The sequence below is a fragment of the Affinundibacterium seohonense genome (genome assembly GCF_014284305.1).
Lineage (GTDB): Bacteria > Pseudomonadota > Gammaproteobacteria > Burkholderiales > Burkholderiaceae_D > Undibacterium > Undibacterium seohonense.
The window spans coordinates 1-768 of the sequence record NZ_JACOFW010000076.1; the positions used below are offsets into that span (position 1 = coordinate 1).

The window sequence follows — 768 nt, forward strand, 5'->3', positions numbered from 1 at the left end:
CTTTTTCCATATCGCTCCATAACTCATCTTTAGTCGCATTGAAGACTTTGATCTTGAGCATCGCGTTGGTGTCGACCGCGGCAACAAGGCCATGCATACTCCGCCAGGTCGCTTCCAGTGCCTGAAAGCTGGGGGAATGCATTATTTCCTGTAATTGTGTGGTGAGCAGTAAATCTATGTCAGCAGTCGATGAATTTCCTTGTCCACGTTGCGCATACCAGTGGCTCAGTAATGGCACGGCCTTCACTATTGCCATGGGTGAAAAATCATCTAACGAAGTGAACAGAAGGTTGCCGTCTAGGGTGTCCTTATCGCCTATCTGCTCTTTGGGCATAGTACGTTTGATTGCGCCAAGATTTACCATGGCTTGTGCCATCGCCATGACGCTGTTGAAATTGTTAAAATCTATCTCCACCATCGTGCGCAGATTAAAACTTGAAGGAGGCGCATTATCTCCTATTCGATCACCAGAAAGATCGGCAAATATGCCGACGACAAATGGAAGCTCTCGCTTCTCTATAACACCTTCCGTACACAAGTCGTAGGAGATTTGAACGGTAGTGGCGCTAGTGTCGGCATTTGCTTGCTGTGCAAATTTAAGTGGTGAGTCAAACATGATTTTATAATTTAGGGAGGTGGGTGGAGAATGGGTTCTGTCGCGTTAAAAACTGCAAGTCGAAATTTTGGCAGGATTTATATTCGTTCTCACACTGCACGGATTTGTCCTGCCAAAACATAAAATTGGTGGGCAAAAGACATCTCTTCTGA

The 768-nt window shown here is 45.7% G+C and carries 1 protein-coding gene; it reads right to left on the reverse strand.

Annotation, left to right across the window (positions count from 1 at the left end):
• On the reverse strand, nt 1-616 hold a 616-nt coding region (locus tag H8K52_RS20615; protein ID WP_186924791.1), incomplete at its 3' end, for a type VI secretion system contractile sheath small subunit.
• Nucleotides 617-768 lie beyond the last annotated feature (152 nt).